At 76.2% G+C, this 21,406-nt stretch carries 22 protein-coding genes; 7 read left to right on the forward strand and 15 right to left on the reverse strand.

The features are described from left to right. Positions 1-4: 4 nt before the first annotated feature. The 9 genes from ACA511_RS34935 to ACA511_RS34975 all read right to left on the reverse strand — a co-directional run bounded on the left by ACA511_RS34935 (position 5) and on the right by ACA511_RS34975 (position 7,313). Positions 5-805, reverse strand: coding sequence for an IclR family transcriptional regulator (locus ACA511_RS34935; RefSeq protein ID WP_375028985.1), 801 nt, complete (start codon positions 803-805; stop codon positions 5-7). A gap of 15 nt (positions 806-820) precedes the next feature. Further along, positions 821-1,240 (reverse strand): 4-carboxymuconolactone decarboxylase, encoded by a 420-nt coding sequence (gene pcaC, locus ACA511_RS34940; RefSeq protein WP_375028986.1) that lies wholly within the window; start codon positions 1,238-1,240, stop codon positions 821-823. Positions 1,241-1,281: 41 nt separating this feature from the next. Continuing rightward, positions 1,282-2,052 carry a 3-oxoadipate enol-lactonase gene (pcaD, locus tag ACA511_RS34945; RefSeq protein WP_375028987.1) on the reverse strand — a complete coding sequence of 257 codons (771 nt, stop codon included), beginning with the start codon at positions 2,050-2,052 and terminating at the stop codon, positions 1,282-1,284. Beyond that, positions 2,049-3,236 (reverse strand): 3-carboxy-cis,cis-muconate cycloisomerase, encoded by a 1,188-nt coding sequence (gene pcaB / locus ACA511_RS34950; RefSeq protein ID WP_375028988.1) that lies wholly within the window; start codon positions 3,234-3,236, stop codon positions 2,049-2,051. The genes pcaD and pcaB overlap by 4 nt, the downstream gene beginning before the upstream one ends. Then, the gene (gene pcaG / locus ACA511_RS34955; protein WP_375028989.1) at positions 3,226-3,789 is read right to left on the reverse strand and encodes a protocatechuate 3,4-dioxygenase subunit alpha; all 564 of its coding nucleotides are present in this window, start codon (positions 3,787-3,789) and stop codon (positions 3,226-3,228) included. Before pcaG ends, pcaB begins: the two co-directional genes overlap by 11 nt. Then, positions 3,789-4,454 (reverse strand): protocatechuate 3,4-dioxygenase subunit beta, encoded by a 666-nt coding sequence (gene pcaH, locus ACA511_RS34960; protein ID WP_375028990.1) that lies wholly within the window; start codon positions 4,452-4,454, stop codon positions 3,789-3,791. The genes pcaG and pcaH overlap by 1 nt, the downstream gene beginning before the upstream one ends. 164 nt (positions 4,455-4,618) lie before the next feature. Next, complete coding sequence (locus ACA511_RS34965) at positions 4,619-5,596, reverse strand: sigma-70 family RNA polymerase sigma factor (protein WP_375028991.1); 978 nt, start codon at positions 5,594-5,596, stop codon at positions 4,619-4,621. A gap of 138 nt (positions 5,597-5,734) precedes the next feature. Continuing rightward, complete coding sequence (locus tag ACA511_RS34970; protein WP_375028992.1) at positions 5,735-6,802, reverse strand: zinc-dependent alcohol dehydrogenase family protein; 1,068 nt, start codon at positions 6,800-6,802, stop codon at positions 5,735-5,737. Between the two features lie 13 nt (positions 6,803-6,815). Next, positions 6,816-7,313 carry an XdhC family protein gene (locus ACA511_RS34975; RefSeq protein WP_375028993.1) on the reverse strand — a complete coding sequence of 166 codons (498 nt, stop codon included), beginning with the start codon at positions 7,311-7,313 and terminating at the stop codon, positions 6,816-6,818. Positions 7,314-7,468: 155 nt separating this feature from the next. On the opposite strand from ACA511_RS34975, the gene ACA511_RS34980 reads away from it, so the two are divergent. The 3 genes from ACA511_RS34980 to ACA511_RS34990 are packed head-to-tail and all read left to right on the forward strand — an operon-like array spanning position 7,469 to position 9,548. Further along, positions 7,469-8,023, forward strand: a complete 555-nt coding sequence (locus ACA511_RS34980) for a universal stress protein (protein ID WP_375028994.1) — start codon at positions 7,469-7,471, stop codon at positions 8,021-8,023. A gap of 44 nt (positions 8,024-8,067) precedes the next feature. Further along, positions 8,068-8,712 (forward strand): adenylate kinase family protein, encoded by a 645-nt coding sequence (locus ACA511_RS34985; RefSeq protein ID WP_375028995.1) that lies wholly within the window; start codon positions 8,068-8,070, stop codon positions 8,710-8,712. Next, positions 8,709-9,548 (forward strand): 1-aminocyclopropane-1-carboxylate deaminase/D-cysteine desulfhydrase, encoded by an 840-nt coding sequence (locus tag ACA511_RS34990; protein WP_375028996.1) that lies wholly within the window; start codon positions 8,709-8,711, stop codon positions 9,546-9,548. The genes ACA511_RS34985 and ACA511_RS34990 overlap by 4 nt, the downstream gene beginning before the upstream one ends. 76 nt (positions 9,549-9,624) lie before the next feature. Here the strand turns inward: ACA511_RS34990 and ACA511_RS34995 are convergent, their stop codons facing one another. The 4 genes from ACA511_RS34995 to ACA511_RS35010 all read right to left on the reverse strand — a co-directional run bounded on the left by ACA511_RS34995 (position 9,625) and on the right by ACA511_RS35010 (position 12,847). Beyond that, on the reverse strand, positions 9,625-10,698 hold the full coding sequence (locus ACA511_RS34995; RefSeq protein ID WP_375028997.1) for an acyl-CoA dehydrogenase family protein: 1,074 nt from the start codon (positions 10,696-10,698) through the stop codon (positions 9,625-9,627). After that, positions 10,695-11,888: an acyl-CoA dehydrogenase family protein gene (locus tag ACA511_RS35000; RefSeq protein ID WP_375028998.1), complete on the reverse strand. Its 1,194-nt coding sequence runs from the start codon at positions 11,886-11,888 to the stop codon at positions 10,695-10,697. Before ACA511_RS35000 ends, ACA511_RS34995 begins: the two co-directional genes overlap by 4 nt. 108 nt (positions 11,889-11,996) lie before the next feature. Then, on the reverse strand, positions 11,997-12,452 hold the full coding sequence (locus tag ACA511_RS35005; RefSeq protein ID WP_375028999.1) for a nuclear transport factor 2 family protein: 456 nt from the start codon (positions 12,450-12,452) through the stop codon (positions 11,997-11,999). Further along, positions 12,449-12,847, reverse strand: coding sequence for a nuclear transport factor 2 family protein (locus ACA511_RS35010; protein ID WP_375029000.1), 399 nt, complete (start codon positions 12,845-12,847; stop codon positions 12,449-12,451). The genes ACA511_RS35005 and ACA511_RS35010 overlap by 4 nt, the downstream gene beginning before the upstream one ends. Positions 12,848-12,927: 80 nt before the next feature. Between ACA511_RS35010 and ACA511_RS35015 the strand changes: the two genes are divergently transcribed. Next, positions 12,928-13,521: a TetR/AcrR family transcriptional regulator gene (locus tag ACA511_RS35015; protein WP_375029001.1), complete on the forward strand. Its 594-nt coding sequence runs from the start codon at positions 12,928-12,930 to the stop codon at positions 13,519-13,521. 61 nt (positions 13,522-13,582) lie between these two features. Here ACA511_RS35015 and ACA511_RS35020 read toward each other — a convergent pair whose 3' ends face one another. After that, positions 13,583-15,613, reverse strand: coding sequence for a HelD family protein (locus ACA511_RS35020; RefSeq protein ID WP_375029002.1), 2,031 nt, complete (start codon positions 15,611-15,613; stop codon positions 13,583-13,585). A gap of 121 nt (positions 15,614-15,734) precedes the next feature. Between ACA511_RS35020 and ACA511_RS35025 the strand changes: the two genes are divergently transcribed. Further along, positions 15,735-16,541, forward strand: coding sequence for an SDR family NAD(P)-dependent oxidoreductase (locus ACA511_RS35025; RefSeq protein ID WP_375029003.1), 807 nt, complete (start codon positions 15,735-15,737; stop codon positions 16,539-16,541). A gap of 71 nt (positions 16,542-16,612) precedes the next feature. Then, positions 16,613-17,485 carry an ATP-binding cassette domain-containing protein gene (locus ACA511_RS35030; protein WP_375029004.1) on the forward strand — a complete coding sequence of 291 codons (873 nt, stop codon included), beginning with the start codon at positions 16,613-16,615 and terminating at the stop codon, positions 17,483-17,485. Here ACA511_RS35030 and ACA511_RS35035 read toward each other — a convergent pair. Beyond that, positions 17,418-20,633 carry a carboxyl transferase domain-containing protein gene (locus tag ACA511_RS35035; RefSeq protein WP_375029005.1) on the reverse strand — a complete coding sequence of 1,072 codons (3,216 nt, stop codon included), beginning with the start codon at positions 20,631-20,633 and terminating at the stop codon, positions 17,418-17,420. The two genes, ACA511_RS35030 and ACA511_RS35035, sit on opposite strands and share 68 nt — an antisense overlap. A 159-nt stretch (positions 20,634-20,792) precedes the next feature. Between ACA511_RS35035 and ACA511_RS35040 the strand changes: the two genes are divergently transcribed. Beyond that, entirely contained in the window at positions 20,793-21,383 is a 591-nt protein-coding gene (locus tag ACA511_RS35040; RefSeq protein WP_375029006.1) for a TetR family transcriptional regulator, read from the forward strand. Positions 21,384-21,406 lie beyond the last annotated feature (23 nt).

Genomic DNA, 21,406 nt, shown 5'->3' on the forward strand with positions numbered 1-21,406 from the left:
AGGTTCAGGCGCCGGCCTTCCGCTCACCGGAAAAGGCGTCGGGATCGCCGCGCCAGTGGGCGGCAACGTCCCGGGACAGGGCGCGCGCCGCCGTCGTCAGCGGCGGCAGCAGCCGGCGCAGGTCGGCGCCGCGCGTGTTCGCCACCAGCGACATGGCCGCGACCACGTCGCCCGCGCCGTCCCGCACCGGGGCGCCGACGGACGCGGCGCCGAGCGTCATCTCGTCCCGGGTGAGCGCGTAGCCGGAGCGGCGGACCTGCTCCAGGTTGCGGCGCAGCCTGGCCGGGTCGGTGATGGACCGCACCGCGTGCCGGGCCAGCCCGCCCTCCAGGACCTTCTCCCGCACCTCCGGCGGCGCGTACGCCAGCAGCACCTTGCCCACGCCGGTGGTGTGCAGCGGCAGCGTCGCGCCGACCTGCGTCACGACCGGCACCGAGCGGGTGCCGCGCAGCCGCTCGACGATCAGCACGCGGTCCTCGCGCAGGACGCCGAGCTGCACGTTGTCGTGCGTGGCCTCGTACAGGTCCTCCATGTGCGGCAGGGCCAGCTCGCGCAGCCCGGTGACGGCCGGGGCCTGGCTGCCGATCCGCCACAGCCGGGTGCCGATGCGGTACGTGCCGTCCGGCACCCGCTCCAGGAAGCCGCCGCCGACCAGCTCGCCGACGAGGCGGTGGCCGGTCGCCAGGGGCAGCCCGGAGCGGCGGCAGATCTCGCTCAGGTTCAGGCGGACGCCGCCCTGCGCGAAGGCGTTCAGGATGGCCATCACCTTGCCCGCCACGCTCACCGGCCGCGCGCGCTCCGCCATCTCACTCCAACCCGGTCACTCCGGCCCGCTCACTCCGGCCGGGTCGTCCGGCTCGTCGAGGACCCGCTGGGCGACGGCGAAGGCCGAGTTCGCGGCGGGCACCCCACAATAGATCGCCGTCTGCAGGAGCACCTCTTTGATCTCCTCGCGCGTCAGGCCGTTGCGGACCGCGGCGCGCACGTGCATCGCCAGCTCGTCCAGGTGGCCGCCGGCGACCATCGCGGTGAGCGTGATGCAGCTGCGGATCCGGCGGTCCAAGCCGGGGCGGCTCCAGATCTCGCCCCACGCGTACCGGGTGATCATGTCCTGGAAGTCGGCGGTGAAGTCGTTCTTGCGGGCCTCGGCGCGGTCGACGTGCGCGTCGCCGAGCACTTCGCGGCGCGCCCGCATGCCCTGCGCGTGCCGCTCCCCGTCGTTCATAGGCCCGTCGTTCACGGGCCCGTCGTTCACGGGCCCGTCGGTTCTGGGCTCCCCGCTCATCGGTCGTGTCCCTTCCAGGTGCGGTCGAGGTGCGCGGTGATCTCGCCGGTGACCGCGGCCGGCCGCTCCGCGTTCGCGAGGTGCCCGGCGCCCTCGATGACGGCGAGCCGGGCGCCGGGGATCCCGCCGGCCAGCCGGTCGGCGTGGCCGCGCGGCGGCGTCGGGCCGTCCTGCGCACCGGCGATCACCAGGGTCGGCGCGCGGACGCCGCCGAGCCGCCCGGTGGCGTCGAACCCGGCCAGGGCGTCGCAGCAGGCCGCGTAGCCCTCGGGGTCGGTCGCCCGGAGCATCGCCACGTACGGCTCCGCGTCCGCGAACGCGGGGGTGAACCAGCGCGCGGCCGCCGACCGGGCCACCGGGCCGACGCCCTCGCGGCGGACGAGGGCGGCCCGGTCCCGCCAGGGCCCCGGGTCGCCGAAGCGCGGGGACGTGCAGGCGAGGACCAGGCTGCCGACGCGGGCCGGGGCGCGCAGCGCGAGGGCCGTGCCGACCGCGCCGCCGAGCGACACTCCCGCGTAGGCGGCGCGCTCGATGCCGAGGCCGTCCAGCAGGGCGAGGATCCCGCCGGCGAGGTCGTCGACGGTGAACGGGCGGTCCGGCGCCGGGGCTCCGCCGTGGCCGGGCAGGTCGTAGCGCAGGACGCGCCACGAACGGGCCAGCGCGGGCAGCTGCGGCAGCCACAGGTCCATGGACGTGCCGAGCGAGGGGCCGAGGACGACGACCGGCGCGTCCCCGGGGCCGTCCAGGCGGTACTGCGGCGCCGTCATCCGCGGCTCCTGCGGTAGGCGTCGAGGGCCCGGCCGACGAGGACGGCGGCGGCGCCGGTGCCGGGGTCGCCGCCGAGCACGCCGAGCAGGTCGTCGAGGGCGGCCCGCATCCGCTCGGCGGACACCTCCAGGCCGTCCAGCAGCTCGGCGGCCGTCTCGGCGGCGCCGCCGGTGAGGCGCAGGCACTCGCGCAGCGGCTGCCACTCGGCGTGCCACTCCCCCGCCGGGCGCTCGTGCGGCGCCGCCTGCGCGGCGAGGATCACCTGGACCTGCGCCGGGACCTGCAGCGCGGCCGAGCGGACCAGGGCGGACAGCGCCGGGTTGCGCTTGTGCGGCATCGACGACGAGCCGCCCCGGCCGGCGCCCGCCGCCTCGGCGGCCTCGCCGACCTCGCTCTGCGCCAGCAGCCACACGTCGGTGGCGATCTTGCCGAGGGCGCCGGCGGTCACCGCGAGCGCCGCCGCGAGGCCGGCGACGGGCGTGCGGCGGGTGTGCCAGGGCAGCACCGGACGCGCCAGCCCGGTCTCCTCGGCGTAGGCGGCGACGAGGTCGAGGGCCCGGTCGCCGAAGGCGTCGAGGGTCCCGGCGGGGCCGCCGAGCTGGACGGGCAGCGGCACGGCGGCCAGCCCTTCCCGTGCCTCCAGGCAGCCCATCAGCCAGTTCGCGGCCTTCGCGCCGAACGTCGTCGGCAGCGCCTGCCGGCCGAGCGTGCGGGCCGCCGTCGGGGTGTCGCGGTACCGCGCGGCGAGCCCGGCCAGCGCGTCCGCCGCCCGGTCGAGATGGGCGAGGACGACGCGCCTGGTCCGGGCCGCGACGAGCATCGCGCCGGTGTCGGCGATGTCCTGGCTGGTGGCGCCCTTGTGCACGTGCTCGCCGGCGGCTCCGGCGAGGGCGCGCAGGTCGGCGGCCAGCGGCACGACGGGGTTGCCGGACCCGCGGGCCCGGCGGGCGATCGCGACGAGGTCGAACCGGCCGGCGTCGGCGGCCGCGGCCGTGATCGTCTCGGCCGCCTGCGCGGGGATGATCCCGAGGCGGGCCTGCGCGCGGGCGAGCGCCGCCTCGGCGTCCAGCATCGCGGTCAGGTACGCGAGGTCGCTCGTCGCGGCCTCCGCCTCCGTGCCCGCCCGGACCGGGGACAGCAGCCCCGCGTCCGGCGGCACCGGGTCGCGGTCGTCAGAAGGCAAGGAAGACCGTCTCCCCCTCCCCTTGCAGCCGGATGTCGAACCGGTACCCGCGCTCGCCCGCCCGCTCGGCGACGAGGGTCGCGCGGCGCTCGTCCGGGACCGCGGCGAGCAGCGGGTCGGCGGCGTGCGCGGCCGCGTCCTCGGGGAAGTAGAGCCGGGTGAGGACGGGCTTGAGCAGGCCGCGGGCGAAGACGAGCACCGCGATGTAGGGGGCGTTCTCGCCGGTCGCGCCGGGCTTGACGGTGCTGAACCAGTAGCCGCCGTCCGCGTCGGTCCCGCACCGGCCGAAGCCGGAGAAGCCGTGCCCGGCCCGGACGAGGCCGCCGGGGCCGCGCGCGGTCCGGCCGTCCGCGTCGGGCTGCCAGATCTCCAGCAGCGCGTCGGGCACGGGCTCGCCCGCGCCGTCGAGGACCCGCCCGCGCACCTGGATCGCGTCCGCCCGCCAGGGCGGCACGACCTCCGGGCCGCCGGCGTACGGCAGCGCGAAGCCGAAGAACGGGCCGACCGTCTGGGACGGCGTCGCCGCCGAGGCGGCCGGTGCGGGAGTGCTCATCAGGTCTCCGTCGGGGTGTCGCCGAGGACGATGTCCCACTCGAAGCCGAGCGCCCACTCCGGCTCGGTGAGGTCCATGTCGAACCGGGAGATCAGCTTCTCGCGGTCGCGCTCGTCCGGGATCGACTGGAAGATCGGGTCGAAGGCGAACAGCGGGTCGCCGGGGAAGTACATCTGGGTGACCAGCCGCTGGGTGAACGCGGTGCCGAACACCGAGAAGTGGATGTGCGCGGGCCGCCAGGCGTTGTGGTGGTTGCCCCAGGGGTAGGCGCCCGGCTTGATCGTGACGAACCGGTAGCGGCCGTCGCCGCCGGTGAGGCAGCGCCCGGCGCCGGTGAAGTTCGGGTCGAGCGGGGCCGGGTGGATGTCGCCGAGGTGGTCGTAGCGGCCGGCCGCGTTCGCCTGCCAGATCTCGACGAGCGCGCCGGGCACCGGCCGTCCCGCGCCGTCGAGGACCCGGCCGGTCACGGTGATCCGCTGGCCGAGGGGCTCCCCGGAGTGCTGGACGGTGAGGTCCTCGTCGAGCCGGCCGAGCTCCTGGTGGCCGAACACGGGCGAGGTCAGCTCGACGCTGTCCGGGCCGAGCTTCGGCATGACCAGCTCCTGCGACGGGGCGCGGAGCACGGTGCTCTTGTACCCCGGGTACAGGTACGGCGGGTGCGTCATGCCCGCTTCCCCCCTGCCGTCGCGCGCGGCCGCCCGGGCATCGCCGCCGAGGCCACGATCTTCTCCATACGCCTCCCCTTCCCACGTCGCGTCCCACCACCCTGGCAGGCCGCGCCGGGCGCGCCGGAGGGCGGTTTCCGTCCAGTGGAAGAGGGGGGCGCTGATCAGAGGTGTTCGGCCAGCCCGAAGAGCGGGAACAGGGTCGTGTCGAAGAACGCCGAGACGTGCGCGACGCCGTCGCCGGTGACGCTCAGCACCTGCAGCTGGTACGCGCGGTGCACGCCCTCGTCGTCGCGCATGTAGAGCCCGAACGCGGGCTGCGCGTTGGCGGCCGCCGGGACCATCCGGATGTCGCCCGGCGCGGGGCCGCACTGGGCGAGGATGAGCCGCACGACGACGTCGGCGCCGACGAACCACTCGGGGAACGGCGGCATCTCCCAGACGACGTCCTTCTTGAACAGCTCGATGAGGCCGGTGATGTCGGCGTCCTCGAACGCCTTGGCGTACCGCTCCAGCAGCTCGCGCTGGTCTGGGTCGGTCGGCTCGACGAGCTCGTCCCGCAGGGGCGTGTCCTCCTCCAGCTGGGCCCGCGCCCGCTGCAGCGCGCTGTTGACCGCGGCGGTGGAGGTGTCGAGGAGCTCGGCGACCTCGGCGGCCCGCCACTTCAGGACGTCCCGCAGGATGAGCACCACCCGCTGCTTGGCGGGCAGGTGCTGCAGCGCCGCGACGAACGCCAGCCGGGTGCTCTCCCTGGCCGCGACGATCGTGGCGGGGTCGGCGGCGTCGGCGCCGACGACGACGTCGGGCGCCGGTTCCAGCCACGGCACCTCCGGCGAGGCCACCACGGGCCGCTCCGGCTCGTCGCTCGGCGCGCCCAGCCCCGACGGCATCGGCCGCCTGCCGCGCTGGTCGATCGCGGTGAGGCACACGTTCGTGGCGATCCGGTACAGCCACGTCCGCAGCGACGAGCGCCCCTCGAAGTCGCCGTACGAGCGCCACGCGCGCAGGAAGGTCTCCTGGACCAGGTCCTCGGCGTCGTGGATCGAGCCGAGCATCCGGTAGCAGTGCGCCAGCAGCTCCCGGCGGTACGGGTCGGCGAGCTCCTGGAAGTCGCGGTCTGATTCGATGGTGCTGTTCGCCATGTGGGTCGTCACCTTCGTTCGGCGGCATCGCTCGGACGGCGCGGCCGGCCGACCGGCCTCGTCGGTCCGACCGTAGGCGACCCCACCGACAGAACGCGTGCACTCCGAATTTTACGCGCCCGCGCCCGCGTGGCGCCGCTACCTCCCGGCCGCCCGCTCCGCCCCGCGCCGCCGGTGGGGTTCGATCATGGTGATGCCGGGGCCGGTCGCCCCGGTGAGCGCGGCGGGGGCGTCGTCGAGGGTGAGGACGCGGCCGACCAGCAGGTCGGGGCGCAGCGTCCCGGCGCGGATCAGCCGCATCATCGGCGGGTAGGCGTGCGCGGCCATCCCGTGGCTGCCGGCGATCTCCAGCTCCCAGCCGATGACCCGGTCCATCGGGAGGTCGGCGCGCCCGGCGCCGGGCGGCAGCAGCCCGACCTGCACGTGCCGGCCGCGGCGGCGCAGCGACTCGATCGAGGCGCGGGCGGTCGCGGGGCTGCCGAGCGCGTCCAGGGACACGTCCGCGCCGCCGCCCGCGGCGTCGCGGACGGCCCCGGCGACGTCGTCGTGGCCGGACGCGTCGACGACGGCGGACGCCCCGCAGCGGCGCGCCAGCTCCAGGGCCTGCGGCGACACGTCGACCGCCACCACCCTGGCGCCCGCCGCCGCGGCGATCATCACGGCGGACAGGCCCAGCCCGCCGCAGCCGTGCACGGCGACCCGCTGGCCGGCGGTGACGCGGCCCCGCGCCGTGACGGCCCGGAACGCGGTGGCGAACCGGCAGCCGAGCCCGGCGGCGGTGGTGAACGACATCTCGTCCGGCAGGCCGACGAGGTTGGTGTCGGCGTTGTCGATGGCGGCGTAGTGCGCGAACGAGCCCCAGTGGGTGAAGCCCGGCTGGGTCTGGGACTCGCATACCTGCTGGTCTCCGGCGGCGCAGGACGGGCAGCGGCCGCAGGCGCAGACGAACGGCACGGTCACCCGGTCGCCGGGGCGGTGCCGGGTGACGCCGGCGCCGGTCGCCTCGATCGTCCCGGCCAGCTCGTGCCCGGGGACGTGCGGGAACGCGCGGATGCCGGGGTCGTGGCCCTGCCAGCCGTGCCAGTCGCTGCGGCAGACGCCGGTCGCCTCGACGCGGATCACCGCGCCGCCCGGCGGCACCCGCGGGTCGGGCAGGTCGCGGACGTCCATCGGAGCGGCGAAGGCGTCGTAGGCGACCGCCCGCACTAGGGCGCCCGCACTAGAACCCGAAGCCGCCGGGGCGGCCGTTGCGGTCGGCGATCAGGCCCGCGAGGGCGGCGATGGCGATCTCCGCCGGCGTCCGGGAGCCGATGTTCAGGCCGATCGGGCGGTGCACCCGGGCGATGTCGCTCGCGGGGACGCCGAGTTCGGTCAGCGCCGGGATGTGCGGGGCGGGGTGCCGCGGGTTGCCCATGACGCCGACCCACCGGACGGGCTGCGTCAGGACGTCGCGCAGGACGGGCCCGAGCTCGGGGCGGTGGTGGTCGGTGACGACGACGTCGGCGGCGCCGTCGAGGGGCGGCAGGTCGACGGCGCCCTCGCGGCCCTTGTCGGGGTCGACGAGGAACGTCCGGTACCCGAGGTCGGCGCCGTAGCGGAGCAGATGGTCGGCGACCGCGCCGGCGAACACCGCCACCAGCGTCCGCTGCTCCGCCTCGGGCGGAGCGTCGCCGTGCGCGACGGCGCAGGACGGGTCGGTCTCGTGCGGTGTGCCCATACCCGCAGTGTGCCGCGCGCGGCGGCGGCCGGTCCAGCGGCCACGCCTTTATCGCAAACCGGTCTTTCCCAAACGTGGCACTCCCCTCGCGGGGAGGGTATGCCTAAACTGCTGGCACCTGGCGGACAGCCGGCACCCGGCGCACAGGAGGGATCGTGATCGCGAGACCGGAGGGCGGCCCCCGCGTCGTCGTGGGGGTGGACGACTCCGCGGGCGCCCGCTGCGCGCTCTCCTGGGCGATCGGGGCGGCGCGGCTGCGGCGGCTGCCGCTGCTCGTCGCGCACGCGGCGCCGCTGCCGCCGCACGTGTCGGCGGCCGGGCAGCTCGGCTGCGGCATCACCGAGGCGCTGCGCGGCTCGGGCGCCGAGCTGATCGCGCGGCTGCTCGCCGAGGTGTCCGGCGGCCCGCCCGACGGGGTGGAGCTGACCGCGCTCGCGCTGGTCGGCGAGCCCGGCGCCACGCTGGTGCGGCTGGCGGGCGACGACGACATCCTGGTCGTCGGGCACGGGACGCGCGGCCTGTTCTCCCGGCTGCTGCGGCCGTCGGTGCGGCTGCACTGCGCCCGGCGGGCCCGCGCGACGCTGGTGTGCGTCCAGCAGCCCTCGTTCGAGACGCTGCTGGAGGGCCTGACCGCGCGGGACGAGTCGCCCGAGCACGCCGCGGGCTCGCGTTTCCGCAGGCTGGGCCGGCGGCTGCGGCTGCCGCTCTGATCCGGCGCGCCGCCGCCGGGCGGCGGCCCGCATAGGCTTGCCGCATGCGCAAGTACGTCATCATCGGCGCCATCGGCAGCGGCAAGGGCACGCAGTCCGGGCTGCTCGCGCGGGATCTGGACATCGTCCACATCAGCGTCGGGGACATCTTCCGCTGGCACGTCAAGAACCACACGAAGCTGGGCGCGCAGGTGCGGCGGACCATGGCGGCCGGTGAGCTGGTCGGCGACGACCTGGCCGAGAACGTCGTCCGGCAGCGCCTGGACCAGCACGACTGGAACTACGGGTTCATCGTCGACGGCTTCCCGCGCAGCCGGCGGCAGACCGAGTTCTTCCTGGAGAGCTACGACATCGACGGGGTGATCCACCTCGACCTGCCGGACGCGGAGGTCCGCCGCCGGGTGCTGGGCCGCCGGCTGTGCTCGCGGTGCGGGATGGACTACAACCTGATCGCGGACCGCCCCACCCAGGAGGGCCGCTGCGACGTGTGCGGCGGCGAGCTGGTGACCCGCGAGGACGACACCGAGGAGGCGCTCGCCGGGCGGCTGCGCGACTACCACGAGAAGACCGACCCGATCCTGGAGCTGTTCGGCCGCAAGGAGTACGTGGTCACCGTGGACGCGCGGCCGGGCATCGGGGAGGTGCAGCGGACGGTCCGCGAGCGGCTCGGGCTGCCGGCGCCGCGATGACGTCCCCGGTGGTGGAGCTGGCCGACGAGCGCGCGGCGCGGCGGGGGCTGCGGCTGTTCCTCAAGCGGGACGACCTGATCCATCCGGAGCTGCCCGGCAACAAATGGCGCAAGCTCCGGCACAACATCGGGCCGGCCCGCGCGCACGGGACGGTCCTCACCTTCGGCGGCGCCTACTCCAACCACGTCCGGGCCACCGCGGCGGCCGGGAAGATCTTCGGTTTCGCGACCATCGGGGTGATCCGCGGCGAGGAGCGTCTCCCGCTGAACGATTCGCTGGCCCGCGCCGAGCGGATGGGCATGCGCCTCGCCTACATGGACCGGACCACCTACCGGCGCAAGCACGAGCCGGACGTCGTGGACGCCTTGCGCGACCGGTGGGGCGACTTCTACCTGCTGCCGGAGGGCGGCAGCAACGCCCTGGCCGTCCAGGGCTGCGCGGAGCTCGGCGCCGAGGTGCCGGGGTTCGACGTGGTCTGCTGCCCCTGCGGGACGGGCGGGACGCTCGCCGGGCTGGCCGCGGGCCTCGCCCCGGACCAGCGGGCCCTCGGCTTCTCCGTGCTGAGGGGCGGCTTCATGGACGGCGAGGTCGAGCGGCTCCAGCGCGAGGCGTACGGCGAGCGGCGCGGGAACTGGCGCGTCGAGGACGGCTTCCATTTCGGCGGTTACGCCAGGGGGACCCCGGAGCTGGACGCGTTCGTCGAGGACTTCGCCGCCCGGCACGGGATCGTCCTCGACCGGATCTACACGGCGAAGATGATGTCCGGCGTCCTCGCGCTGGCCGAACGCGGCGCCTTCCCGGAGGGCTCGCGGATCCTCACGGTCATCACCGGCTAACGCACCGTCACCGGCCGACACGCCTTCGCAGACCGGCCGGGCGGCCCCGCCTGCGGAGGCGGGGCCGCCCGGAGGGTCAGGCCGGGGGCAGGCCGACCAGCGCCGCGAGCGCGGCCCGGTGGTGGCCGGGTGTGCCGAGCGCGATGGAGTCGGCCTTGGCGCGCTTCAGGTAGAGGTGCGCCGGGTGCTCCCAGGTGAACCCGATGCCGCCGTGCATCTGCACGCACTCCTCCGCGGCCTTGACGGCGACCGCCGAGCAGTGCGCCTGCGCGACGGCCACCGCGATCGGCGTGTCGGCGTCGCCGGCGGCCGCGCAGGAGGCGGCGTGCCGCGCCACGGCGCGGGCCTGGGTGATCGACGTCCACAGGTCTGCGAGCCGGTGCTTGAGGCCCTGGTAGGAGCCGACCGGACGGCCGAACTGGTAGCGCGTCCTCACGTAGGCGACGGTGTCGTCCAGGCAGCGTTCGGCGAGCCCGAGCTGTTCGGACGCCAGCATCGCCGCGCCGGTCAGCAGGCCGGCCCGGACGGCGTCCGCGCCCTCGGCGACCCGCCGGGCGGGCGCGCCGGACAGGGCGATGTCGGCGAGCCGCCGGGTCATGTCGAGCGAGGTCACCGGAGTGCGGCGGGCCTCGGCGGCGTCCACCGCGTACAGTCCGCCGTCCGCCGGGACGAGGAGCACGTCGGCGGCCATGCCGTCGGCGACGCTGGTGATCCCGCCCGTCAGCCTCCCGTCCGCGGCCCGCACGGCCGCCGCCGCCCCGCCGGGCGCGGTGCTGAACGGGACGGCGAGGACCGCGATCCGCTCCCCGGCGGCCAGCCCGGCGAGCAGCTCGCGCTCGCCCGCGGCCAGCAGCGCGGCGGTCACGACCACCGAGCTGGTCAGGAACGGGACGGGCGCGGCGCACCGGCCGAGCTCCTCCATCACCACGGCGGTCTCCCGCCAGGTGGCGCCCGCGCCGCCGAGGTCCTCGGGCACGGGCAGCCCCGCGCAGCCGAGCTGGACGGCGACGGCGCGCCACAGCGCCGCGTCGTAGGGCTCGTCCTGCTCCGTCCCGGCGAGGACGGACGCCCAGGGCGCCTTGTCGTCGAGCATCTCGCGGACGCCCGCCCGCAGGTCGGTCTCGATCTCGGAGTAGAGAAGGTCGCTCACTTGGGCAGGTCCTTCCACGGCACGTCCTTGTCGACGCGGATCTCGCCGGGCAGGCCGAGGACGCGCTCGGCGATGATGTTGCGCAGGATCTCGGAGGTGCCGCCCTCGATGGAGTTGCCCTTGGCGCGCAGGTAGCGGTAGCCGGGCGAGCGGCGGGTGAAGTCGACCTCGGTGGGGCGGCGCATCGTCCAGTCGTCGTAGCGCAGGCCGTCCTCGCCGAGCAGTTCCAGCTCCAGGCCGGAGACCTCCTGGTTGAGCCTGGCGAAGGCCAGCTTGGCGCCCGAGCCCTCGGGGCCGGGCTGCCCGGCGGTGAGCTGCTGGCGCAGCCGCGCGCCGGTGAGCCGGGCCGCCTCGGTCTCCACCCAGGCCCGCAGCACGGCGTCGTGCAGGCCGGGGGTGCGCAGCTCCGGCCGGTCGCGCCACAGCGCGGCGACGACGCCGATCATGCCGCTCTCGCGCGGCGCGGCGCCGCCGCCGATCGCGACCCGCTCGTTCATCAGCGTCGTGGTGGAGACCTGCCAGCCCTGGCCGACCTCGCCGAGCCGGTGCTCGTCGGGGATCCGCACGTCGGTGAGGAACACCTCGTTGAACTCGGCCTCGCCGGTGATCTGCCGCAGCGGCCGGACCTCGACGCCCGGCGCGGTCATGTCGCAGACGAAGTAGGTCATGCCGCGGTGCTTGGGGACGTCCGGGTCGGTGCGGGTGACGAGGATCGCCCAGCGCGCCTCGTGCGCCATGGACGTCCAGACCTTCTGGCCGTCGACCGTCCAGGCGTCGCCGTCGCGGACGGCGCGGGTGGCGAGCGCGGCGAGGTCGGACCCGGCGCCGGGCTCGCTGAACAGCTGGCACCACAGCTCCTCGCCGGTCCACAGGGGGCGCAGGAAGCGGCGCTTCTGCTCCATGGTGCCGAAGGCGAGGATCGTGGGCGCGGCCATGCCGAGGCCGATGCCGTTGCGCTCGGGGCGGTTGGTCGGCGCGCCGGCCTCGGCGAACGCCCGGTCCACGGCGGACTGCAGGTGCCGGGGGGCGCCGAGCCCGCCGAGCCCCTCGGGGTAGTGGACCCAGGCGAGCCCGGCGTCGAACCGGGCGCGCAGGAAGTCCAGGGGCGCCGTGGCCGAGGGGTCGTGTGCGGCGAGGAACTCGCCGACCCGCCTGCTCAGCTCGTCGGCGCCGGGCGGTGCTGTGCTCACAGGGCGAACCTCCGCGCGGGGCGGCGGGCGGCGGAGGCGCCGCCCGCACAGGGACATACCAACCGGTCGGTATGGTCCGTCCAGCCTAGGAACCGCCGGGACGGCGAGTCAACCGCCCACGCCCCGGCCCATCGCGCGGGCCAGGCCCGGATGGTCGTGGTAGTCGCGCGTCTCCACGATCAGGCCGTCCCGTATCCGCAGGACCTGGATGTTGGCGACGCGGAAGGCGCGCCCGGTCGTGGCGACGCGGCCGTCGTAGTCGAACTCGGCGACGATCACCTCCGGGTCGGCGGTGTCGTGCACCACCACGTTCCGGGCCCGCAGCGCGAGGGGGCCGCGGGCCGCGGCGCGGAAGTGCCGGTCGATCGCGGCGCGGCCGGCCAGCCGCGGCGGCGCGGGCGGGAGCGCGAACGGCTGGTCGACGACCGCGTCCTCGGCGTACAGGGCGGCGAGCTCGTGCCAGCGGCCCGCCGAGATGCCCGCGCCGAGCCGCGCGAACACCTCGCGCGGCGTCGCGCCGCCGGGGGCGGCTCCGGGACGGGGGGCGGCTCCGGGGCCCGTCACGCCATCGCCTCGTCGAACGCGCGATGGTGGGCGTAGTCGCGGGACTCGACGATGTGCCCGTCGCGGACGCGCAGGACGAAGATGTTGGGCACGACGAACTCGCGGCCCGTCTCGGTGTTGCGCCCCTCGTACTCGAACTCGGCGACGATGACCTCCGGGTCGGCGGTCTGGTGGACGACGACGTTGCGCGCCTTGATCTCCATGGGCAGGACCTCCAGTCGCGCGAAGTGCGCGCGGAGCGCCTCGCGGCCCTCCAGGCGGGAGGCGGGGTGGGCGAACGGGTGCACGACCACCGCGTCCTCCGCGTACAGGCGCGGCAGCCCCTCGGGCTGCAGCGCGGTGATCCCGTCGAGCAGCCGCTGGAAGACGGCCCGGGGGGTGGCGAACTCGGACATGGCTCTCCCCTACAATCGGAGTTCGTGCTCCGTATGAGAAAATACGGAGTAAAGACTCCACTTGTCAACGGAAGGCCGCGATGACATCACCCGCGTCCGGCAGGCCGCTGCGCGCCGACGCCCTGCGCAACCGCGCCAGGGTCCTCGCCGCGGCCGAGGAGGTCTTCGCGGTCCAGGGCACCTCGGCCTCCACCGAGGAGGTCGCGCGCAAGGCGGGCGTCGGGATCGGCACGGTGTTCCGGCACTTCCCGACCAAGGAGTCGCTGCTGGAGGCCGTGCTGGTCGCGCTGCTGGAGCGGCTGGCCCGCGACGCCGAGGACCTGCGGTCGGCCGCCGATCCGGGCGAGGCGTTCTTCGCGTTCTTCTCCCGGGTCGTGTCCCAGGCGGCGGCGAAGCAGGCCGTCACCGAGGCGCTGGCCGAGGCGGGCGTCGACGCTCGCGCGGCCACGGGAGAGGCCGGGCCCGGCCTGAAGGCGGCGCTCGGCGCCCTCCTCGAACGGGCGCAGGAGGCCGGGGCCGTCCGCGCGGACGTCGGCGCGGCCGAGGTCATGGCGCTGCTGGCCGGCATGTCGTACGCGGCCGGGCGCGCCGGAGCCCGCGAGGACGTCCTCCGCATCGCCTTCGACGGGCTGCGCCCGTGCACGTGCCCGGATCAGGCGGCGGCGCGCGGGTAGTGCGCCCGGTGGCCCTGCCGCGGCCCGGCGGTCTCGGTGAACACGCGGGCGCCCCGCCCGGCTACGACGCCACGAGTTCGGCCGGGAGATCGTCCCGGTGGAGGACGGTCAGGGACGTCACGGCGCGGGTCAGCGCCACGTACAGCCGGGCCAGGCCGCGCGCCTCGGCGGCGGCGATCGCGGCGGGCTCGGCGACGATCACATGGTCGTACTCCAGTCCCTTGGCGAGCGTCGCGGGGATGACGAGCAGCCGCGCGGCGCCGTCGGACTCGGGGCCGAGGACCTCGCTCTCCAGCCCGGCGTCCGCGAGGGCGGCCGCGTGCGCGGCCGCGGCGGCGTCCGGCACGATCAGGCCGACCGACCCCGGGCGGTCCAGCGCCGCGCGGGCGGCGGCGCAGGCGGCGGCGAGCACGTCGGGGACGCGCCGGACGTCCAGCGCGCCGGCGCCGGGGCGCAGCGAGCGCGGCCGCTCCAGGCCGGGCGCGACGTGCGGGAGCAGCCGGGCGGCGTAGTCGAGGACGGTGCCCGGGACGCGGAAGCCGAGGCTCAGCTCGGTGACCTCGCCGTCCTGCCCGAGGTGGGTGAGGACGTCCGCCCAGGAGCGGGCCGACCAGGCGGTCGTGCCCTGCGCGAGGTCGCCGAGGACGGTCGCCGAGCCCGTCCCGCAGCGGCGGCCGAGGGCCCGGAGCTGCATCGCGGAGAGGTCCTGCGCCTCGTCGACGACGAGGTGGCCGAGCGAGGCGGTCCGCTCGATGAGGCCGTTCAGCTCGTCCAGGAGGGCGCGGTCGGCGGCGGTCCACCTCGCCGAGCGGTGCGAGCGCGGCGGCCCGGGCCACCGGATCGCGGCCTGCTCGTCCTCGTCCAGGACGCCCTTGGCGGCCCGCCGCAGGAACTCGGCGTCCGACAGCAGCCGGTGCAGGACCTGCTCGGCGGTCACCTTCGGCCAGACCGCGTCGAGCACCTGCTTGACGGGCCGGCTCCGCGCGACCTGGTCCTGGACGCGGTCGTCGGGCGCCTCGCCCCGCTGCTCCATCAGCACCAGGATCCGGTGCGCGAGCCGCTGCGCGAACGCGGCGCGGCCGGCGCCGTAGCGGGTGGTCCCGCGCAGCTCAGCGGCGATCTCGCGGACCTCGTGGCCGGCGAGCCGGTAGCGGGCCGAGCCGCGGGTGACGACGAGCCCCTCCTCGGGCTTGCGGACGTGCAGCCACAGCGCCGCGCGGACGACGTCCGCCATCCGCGCGTCGCCCTTGGCGGCGGAGACCGCCGCCGGCTCCTCCCCGAGCGGCGCGCCGAGCAGGCCGTCGATCGTGGCCTGGTCGACCCGGACCTCGCCGAGCGCGGGCAGGACCGCCGAGATGTAGGCGAGGAACGCCCGGTTCGGCCCGACGATCAGCACGCCGGACCGCGACAGCCGTTCCCGGTGCGTGAACAGCAGGTAGGCGGCGCGGTGCAGGCCGACGGCCGTCTTGCCGGTGCCGGGCGCGCCCTGCACGCACACCGTGCGCGGCAGGTCCGCGCGGACGATCACGTCCTGCTCCGGCTGGATCGTGGCGACGATGTCGCGCATCGGCCCGGTGCGGGGGCGCTCGATCTCCTCGGTCAGGATGCGGGACGGCCCCTGCCCGCCGCCTCCGGGGCCGTCGAGCGGCTCGTCCTCGAACGCGGTCAGCTCGCCGGCCTGGAAGCCGAAGCGGCGCCGCAGCCGCCAGCCCATCGGGTCGGCGGGCCCGGCCTGGTAGAAGGCGCGGGACACGGGGGCGCGCCAGTCCAGCACGAGCGGGCGCCCCTCTTCGCCGTCGTGGACGTGCCGCCGCCCCACGTACATGACCGCGGGCAGGTCGGGGCCGCCCGCGGCGGCGCGGTCCATCCGGCCGAAGAACAGGGGCGTGCCGGGCCGGTCGGCGAGGGCGGCGACCCGCTGGTCGAGCAGCGACTCCAGGTACTGCTTCGACACCCAGTCGGCGGCGACGTCGGCCGACAGGTTCTCGGCGTGCTCGCGCATCCGGCGCAGCGCGGTGCGCGACTCGGCCAGGTGGGCGCGTTCGGCGGCGAGTATCTCCGTTTCGTCGGGTTCGGCGGGTGCGGCGGGCATGCGGGCAGACCTCCGGTGGCGAGAGGGCGGCAAGGGAAACCCACTACCTTACCGGCCGATGCGGGGGCCCGGCGGCGCTTCGCCTTGCCCGGCCGGGCGGGCGTGTGTGACGTTGGGCGGCATGGTGACTTTGACGGGACGGTCCGCGTTGGTCACGGGAGCCTCGTCCGGCATCGGCGCGGTCGTCGCGGAGGCGCTCGCCGCCGCCGGCGCCCGCGTCGGGCTGGTGGCGCGGCGCGGGGACAGGCTCGAACAGGTCCTCGCCCGGTGCCGCGAGCACTCCCCCGAGTCGGCGATGTGGACCGCCGACCTCGGCCGCCTCGACGCGGTGGGCGAGCTGGCCGCGGACGTGGAGCGCGCGTTCGGCGGCGTGGACGTGCTGGTCAACAACGCGGGGATGCCGAAGCGCCGCCGCGTCCAGGACCTGTCCCCCGCCGAGGCCGAGGACGTGATGCGGCTGAACTACGCCTCCCCGGTGCGGCTCACGCTGGCCCTGCTGCCGGGCATGATCGGGCGCGGGCACGGCCACCTGGTGGCGATCGGGTCGGTCGCGGCGCGGCTCGGCCCGCCGCACGAGGGCGCCTACGGCGCGTCCAAGGCGGCGCTGACCGCGTTCTGGGAGAGCATGGCGGTCGACCTGGACGGCACGGGGGTGCAGGCCCACGTGATCCAGCCGGCGCTCATCGCCGGCACCGAGCTGTTCGCGCTGCCCGGCAACGAGCCGCCGCTGAGCGACGTGTCCGACGCGCTGCCGCCGCGGCAGGTCGCCGACGCCGTCCTCGCCGTGCTGGAGAGCGGGAGGTTCGAGGAGTACGTGCCGGACTGGTTCACCGAGATGGCGTCCGGCAAGGCCGCCGACGTCGACGCGTTCGTCGCCGGGGTGAAGGAGTGGACCCGCGAGCGGCTGGCGCCGCCCGCCGCGCCCTGACGGCGGGCCGCGAACGCCGGCGGGAGGCGTTGCCGGGCGTCCGCGCGCGTCAGTAGGGTGTGGATCCGCCAGTGATCCGCATCACAGTGAGCCGCGAGGTGCCGATGGCCGCCGCAGGGGGACTCCGGGTCCGCGACGTGACCGTCCGGTTCGGCGGCCTGACGGCCGTGGACGGCGCACGGCTCACCGCTCCGCCCGGCGCGGTGACCGGGCTGATCGGCCCCGACGGCGCGGGCAAGACGACGCTGTACGACGTGATCATCGGGCTCCGGCGCCCGGCGGCGGGCACCGTCCACCTCGGCGACGCCGACCTGACGCGCAGCACCGCGCGCGAGCGGGCCCGCCGCGGCATCGCCCTCGCGTCGCGGCGGACGGGCGGCCGGGCGGCCTCCCGCACCGTCCGGGAGACCGTGCGGGCCGCCGCCGCGCGGCACGCGATGACGCGGCGGCACGCGGGGCGGACGGCGCGCGACCGCCGGCGGCGGCGCCTCGACGCGCGGCGCGACGCGGGCCTGCGCGCCGACGAGGTCCTCGCACGCGTCGGCATCGAGGAGCACGCGGACCGGTGCGCGCGGACGGCGCCGCCCGGCGTCGCGCTGCTGGCCGGCCTGGCGCGGGCCCTCGCCGCCGAACCCGCCGTGCTGCTGCTGGACGAGCCGTGGGACGGGCTGCCCGTGCGGTACGCGCGGTCGCTGGAGGTGCTGCTGCGCGACCTGGCCGCCGAGGGCCTCGCGGTGCTGGTGGCCGGGCGGGAGCTGGAGCCGGTGCTGGGCGTCTGCGACGTCCTGCACGTCCTGGACGGCGGCCGGGTCGTCGCGGCCGGTGCGCCCGCGGAGGTGCGGGCCGACCCGCTGGTGCGCGACGTCTACCCGGGCGTCACCATGTGTCGATCCACGGCCGGGGGCGTTCCTGTACCGGCGGGGCTCCGGCGAACACCGTGGTGATCCAGGCGCGCGTCCCTGCCGGGTCGATGACGTCGTCCAGCTCGAAGACCGTGGCCGCGTGGAGCGCCTTGCCGTACTCGTAGGCGGCGGCGACCATCCGCTCGAACAGGGCCCGCGGGTCCTCGGCGGCCTCCAGCTCCTTGCGGAACCCGAGCCGGACGGCGCCCTCCAGCCCCATGCCGCCGATCTCGCCGGTGGGCCACGCGACGGTCGCGAGCGGCGCCTTGAACCCGCCGCCCGCCATGGCCTGCGCGCCGAGCCCGTAGCCCTTGCGGAGCACGATCGTGATGACCGGGACGCGGAGGTTCGCGCCGATGACGAAGAGGCGGCTGAAGTGCCGGACGGTCGCGGTGCGCTCGGCGTCGGGGCCGACCATGAAGCCGGGGGTGTCGCACAGCGACACGACGGGCAGCCCGTGGGCGTCGCAGAGCTGCAGGAACCGGGCGGCCTTGTCGGCGGCGTCGCGGTCGATGGCGCCGCCGAGGTGCGCCGGGTTGCTGGCGATGAGGCCCATCGGGCGGCCCTCGATCCGCACCAGCGCGGTGATGATCCCGATCCCGAACGCGCGGCGCAGCTCCAGCACCGACCCGGTGTCGGCGAGGTGGGCGACGACGCGGCGGACGTCGTAGGCGCGCATCCGGTTCTCCGGGACGAGGTGCCGCAGGACGCGCTGGTCGCCGCACGCCCACTCGTCCCGCGGGCCCTGGAAGTAGGACAGGTAGCGGCGGGCGGCGCCGACGGCCTCCGCCTCGTCCTCGACGGCGATGTCGACGACGCCGTTGGGCTCCTGGTCGCCGATCGGGCCGATCTCCTCCGGGGCGAACACGCCGAGGCCGCCGCCCTCGATCATCGCGGGGCCGCCCATGCCGATGTTGGCGTCGCGGGTGGCGATGATGACATCGCAGCAGCCGAGCAGCGCCGCGTTCCCGGCGAAGCAGCGCCCGGAGGCGATCCCGACGGACGGGACGGCGCCGCTGAGCCGCCCCATGGCGTGGAAGGTCGTCACGTCCAGGCCGGAGACGGACGAGGTGTCGGTGTCGCCGGGCCGTCCACCGCCGCCCTCGGCGAACAGGACCAGCGGGAGCCGCCGGCGGCGGGCGATGTCGAGCATCCGGTCGGTCTTGCGGTGGTTCTGGTGGCCCTGCGTCCCGGCCAGGACCGTGTAGTCGTAGGACATGACGACGGCCTTCGCGCCGCCGACGTCGCCGATGCCGCACACCATGCCGTCGGCCGGGGTGCGCTCGATGAGGTCGTCCAGGGACCGGCGCTGCCGCTGCGCGGCGATCGCGAGGGCGCCGTACTCGACGAACGTGCCGGGGTCGCAGAGGTCGCCGATGTTCTCGCGGGCGGTGCGGCGGCCGCGCGCGCGCCGCTTGGCGACGGCCCCGGGGCGGGCCGCGTCGAGCCCCGCCTCGTGCCGGCGCAGCGTCTCGGCGAGGTCGGCGCGGATCGCGTCGAGGTCGGTCTCGTCCTCCTCGGCGGCGTGGCCGCCGTCCGCTTCGGCGGGCTCGGTGAACAGCAGCGGCGCGCCCTCGGCGACGGTGTCCCCGGGCGCGGCGGCCAGCGCCCGGACGACGCCCGGCGCGGCCGCGCGGACGACGTGCTCCATCTTCATCGCCTCGATGATCACCACCGGCGCCCCGGCCCTCACCAGGTCGCCCTCGGCCACCTCCACGCCGACGACCGTCCCCTGCACGGGCGCGGGGACGGCGACCGTGCCGGGCGGCGCCTCGGGGACGGCGACGGCCTCCGGCTCCCCTGCCCGCGCCGCGGTCTCGGGGTAGTAGCGGCGGTGCTCGCTCTCCAGCAGCTCGGCCAGGTGGTCGGCGACGAAGGACGTGTCCGCGCCGCCGGAGGTGAACTCCGGGCGCCGCAAGATCCCCTGGAGCAGCGGGATGCTCGTGGCCACGCCCGCGATCTCGAACTCGCCGAGCGCGCCGTGCGCCCGCGCGGCGGCGGACGGCAGGTCCTCCGCGCGGGCGACGACCTTGGCGAGCAGCGGGTCGTAGCGCAGGCTGGTGCGGTATCCGGCGTACCCGTAGGTGTCGACGCGGACGCCGGGGCCGGACGGCGGCGCGAACGCGGTCAGCGTCCCGGCTTGCGGACGGGGCGTGCCGTCCGCGTCGATCGTCTCGGTGTTGACCCGCACCTGGACGGCGCAGCCCGACGCGTCCGGCGGCCCGGCGAGGCCCACGCCCGCGAGGTCCCGCCCGAGCGCGAGCCGGATCTGCGTCTTCACGAGGTCGACGCCGGTGATCTCCTCGGTCACGGTGTGCTCGACCTGGAGCCGGGGGTTCGCCTCCAGGAACCAGAACTCCTCGCCCGCGACGAGGAACTCGAACGTGCCGAGGCCGTCGTAGCGGACGCGGGCGGCCAAGCGGAGCGCGGCTGCCAGCAGCGCGTCCCGGACCCCGGCCGGCAGCGCCGGCGCGGGCGCGATCTCGATCAGCTTCTGGTGGCGGCGCTGGACGCTGCAGTCGCGTTCCCACAGGTGGGTGACCGCGCCCGTCCCGTCCCCGGCGACCTGGACCTCGATGTGGCGGGCGCGCGGCACGTACTTCTCGGCGTACAGCTCGCCGCCGCCGAACGCGGCGAGCGCCTCCGACCGGCACCGCTCGTACGCGGCGGCCGTCTCCGCCGGGTCCGCGACGACGCGCATGCCGCGCCCGCCGCCGCCCGCGAGGGCCTTCAGCACCACGGTGCCGTGCTCGCGCGCGAACGCCTCGGCCCCGGCGAGGCTCACCGCGCCGTCCGTGCCGGGCGCGACGGGGACGCCGGACGCGCGCGCCAGCTCCCGCGACCGCGCCTTGTCGCCGAACAGCTCCAGCAGCTCCGGGCGCGGGCCGACGAACGTCAGCCCCGCGGCGGCGCACCGCGCGGCGAAGCCCGCGTTCTCGCTCAGGAAGCCGTAACCGGGGTGGACGGCGGCGGCGCCGGCGTCCTTCGCGGCGGCGAGCAGCGCGTCCGCGTCCAGGTAGCCCGCGACGCCCTCGCCGGGCAGGGCGCGCACGTCGTCGGCGCGGCGGGTGTGCGCCGACGCGGCGTCGTCGCGGGTGTGGACGGCGACCGTCCGCAGGCCCAGCTCGGCCGCGGCCCGCACGATCCGCAGCGCGATCTCGCCGCGGTTGGCCACCAGGATCCCGCCCACCGGGCCCTCCTCACGTCGCCTTGGCCGACACTCTAGAGAGCCCGGCGGCGGGCGGACCCGCCGGGACCGGCGCGGAGGCGGCGCTACGGCGTGATGGCCGCACCGCCGGATCACGGGCGATAATGGAGGTCCGACCAGTTTCCGGAGGAACGACGACACATGGGCACCGCCGGACGTCCCGTGCGCGAGTCCCTGCTCGACGCCGCCGCCGGCCTGCTCGTGGAGCGCGGCTACCGGGCCGTCCGCATGCGGGACGTCGCCGAGGCCGCGGGGGTCAGCCGGCAGACCGTCTACAACGAGTTCGGCGGCAAGTGGGGCCTGGCCCAGGCGGTCGTGGTCCGCGACAACGAGCGCTACCTCGACGGCATCGACACGGTGCTGTCCGAGCACGACGACGTGTACTCCGCGGTGGTCGCCGCGGTGACGTACACGCTGGAGACGTCCGCGGACGACCAGCTGAAGAAGGCGGTGCTGACCGGCGCGGGCGGCGACGAGATGCTCCCGCTGCTCACCACGCAGGCCGAGCCGGTGCTGTTCGCCGCCAGCGCCCGCATCGCCGAGCACGCGCTGCGGCAGTGGCCCCACCTGGACCGCGACGCCCTCACCGAGGTCGCCGACGCGGCGGTGCGGCTGACGATGAGCCACCTCATGCTGCCCTCCGGCCCCCCGGAGACCTTCGCCCACTTCGTCGCCCGCCTGGTGACCCGCTACCTGGCCGTCCCCGCGAAAACCCCTTTCCCCGGCGGCTGACCCCGCGCTAACGTCTGCACCGC

It is taken from the genome of Actinomadura sp. GTD37 (assembly GCF_041951365.1).
Lineage (GTDB): Bacteria > Actinomycetota > Actinomycetes > Streptosporangiales > Streptosporangiaceae > Spirillospora.